Here is a 2,059-nt window from a genome sequence, read left to right on the forward strand (position 1 = left end):
ATCATCAACCAGAAGGCCAACTGGGCTTCCGGCGACGTGACGAAGCAGGTGCGCTGCATCTACGTGGCGATCGGCCAGAAGGCATCCACGATCGCAGCCGTCCGCCAGACCCTCGAGGACAACGGCGCCCTGGAATACACCACGATCGTGGCTTCCCCGGCGTCCGACCCGCAGGCTTCAAGTACCTGGCACCGTACGCCGGCTCGGCCATCGGCCAGCACTGGATGTACGGCGGCAAGCACGTCCTCATCGTGTTCGATGACCTGTCCAAGCAGGCCGAGGCCTACCGTGCAGTGTCACTGCTGCTCCGCCGCCCGCCGGGACGCGAAGCCTACCCGGGCGACGTCTTCTACTTGCACTCCCGTCTGCTGGAGCGTTGTGCCAAGCTCTCCGACGAGCTCGGTGCAGGCTCGATGACCGGTCTGCCGCTGATCGAGACCAAGGCAAACGACGTTTCCGCCTACATCCCGACCAACGTGATCTCCATCACCGATGGCCAGATCTTCCTGCAGTCGGACCTCTTCAACGCCAACCAGCGCCCCGCTGTCGACGTCGGTGTGTCCGTCTCCCGTGTTGGTGGCGCCGCCCAGGTCAAGTCCATGAAGAAGGTCTCCGGTACCTTGAAGCTGGAACTGGCCCAGTACCGCGACATGCAGGCCTTCGCCATGTTTGCCTCGGACCTGGACGCCGCATCGCGCCAGCAGCTGACCCGCGGTGCACGCCTGATGGAGCTGCTCAAGCAGGGCCAGTACTCGCCGTTCCCGGTCGAGAACCAGGTCGTCTCCATCTGGGCCGGCACCAACGGCCACCTGGACGAGGTTCCGGTTGAAGACATCAACCGCTTCGAGACCGAGTTCCTGGAGCACCTCAAGCACAAGTCCTCCATCCTGACGACGCTGGCCCAGACCAACGTCATGGACGATGACACCGCTGAAGCACTGAAGACCGCAATCGTGGACTTCAAGAAGGGCTTCTTCGGCGAGGGAGACAACCTCCTGGTCGGTGCGGGGCACGAGGAGCACGCCCCCATCGGCGAGGATCAGGTCGACCAGGAAAAAATCGTCAAGCAGAAGCGCTAGTTTCGCTGGCAGGGACTGCCGGGACCCGCACGGGTTCCGGCAGTCCCGGCCATCGGGATCTTAGGAAAGGATAAGTATGGGAGCCCAGATCCGGGTCTACCGCCAGAAGATCAGCTCGACGACGTCGATGCGCAAGATCTTCAAGGCGATGGAACTGATCGCTACCTCGCGCATCGGCAAGGCCCGCGCACGCGTAGCAGCTTCACTGCCTTACGCGAACGCGATCACGCGTGCCGTTTCTGCTGTCGCAAGCCAGAGCGAAATCGACCACCCCCTGGTCACCGAGCCGGCGCAGATCCGCCGGGCCGCCGTCCTGGTCATCACCTCGGACCGTGGCCTCGCGGGATCTTACTCGGCGAGTGTCCTCAAGCAGGCCGAAGGCCTCAACGAGCTGCTCCACGGGGAAGGCAAGGAAGTCAAGACGTTCCTGGTCGGCCGCAAGGCGCAGGCGTACTTCGACTTCCGGAACCGTGAATACGCTCGCGTATGGACCGGCAACACGGATGCACCGGAGTTTGCGACCGCGCGCGAAGTCAGTGAAGCACTGCTGGCCGAATTCGCTAACGCCTACGAAGAGGGCGGCGTCGACGAAATCCACGTCGTCTACACCCGCTTCAAGTCGATGGTGACCCAGGAGCCGACGGTCGTCCGTCTGCTGCCGCTCGAGGTTGTCGAAGAGAAAGCCGCGTCCGAATCGGACCTGCTGCCCCTCTACGAATTCGAGCCGGAAACGGAGCAGGTTCTCGATGCCCTGCTGCCGCGCTACATCGAATCACGTATCTTCGCCGCCATGTTGCAGGCAGCAGCTTCCGAGCTCGCAGCCCGCCAGCGTGCGATGAAGTCCGCCGGCGACAACGCGACGGATCTCATCAAGAAGTACACGCGTCTGCGCAACACTGCCCGTCAGGCTGAAATTACGCAGGAGCTTTCCGAAATCGTTGCCGGTGCCGACGCGTTGTCCGCGTCCTAGCCAGCACGAG

The 2,059-nt window shown here is 63.1% G+C and carries 1 protein-coding gene and 1 pseudogene; both read left to right on the top strand.

Features of this window, described 5'->3' with window-relative positions; translation table 11 throughout:
- Nucleotides 1-1,079, top strand: a pseudogene (atpA, locus tag LQV45_RS27985) (F0F1 ATP synthase subunit alpha); the annotation flags it as partial.
- A gap of 76 nt (nucleotides 1,080-1,155) precedes the next feature.
- Nucleotides 1,156-2,049 carry a F0F1 ATP synthase subunit gamma gene (locus LQV45_RS27990; protein ID WP_028276063.1) on the top strand — a complete coding sequence of 298 codons (894 nt, stop codon included), beginning with the start codon at nucleotides 1,156-1,158 and terminating at the stop codon, nucleotides 2,047-2,049.
- Nucleotides 2,050-2,059 lie beyond the last annotated feature (10 nt).

Source organism: Microbacterium sp. Bi128, from assembly GCF_918698205.1.

Coding starts and splice junctions, on each gene's coding strand:
- LQV45_RS27990 (WP_028276063.1), top strand. CDS start 1,156: ATGGGAGCCCAGATCCGGGTCTACCGCCAGAAGATCAGCTCGACGACG.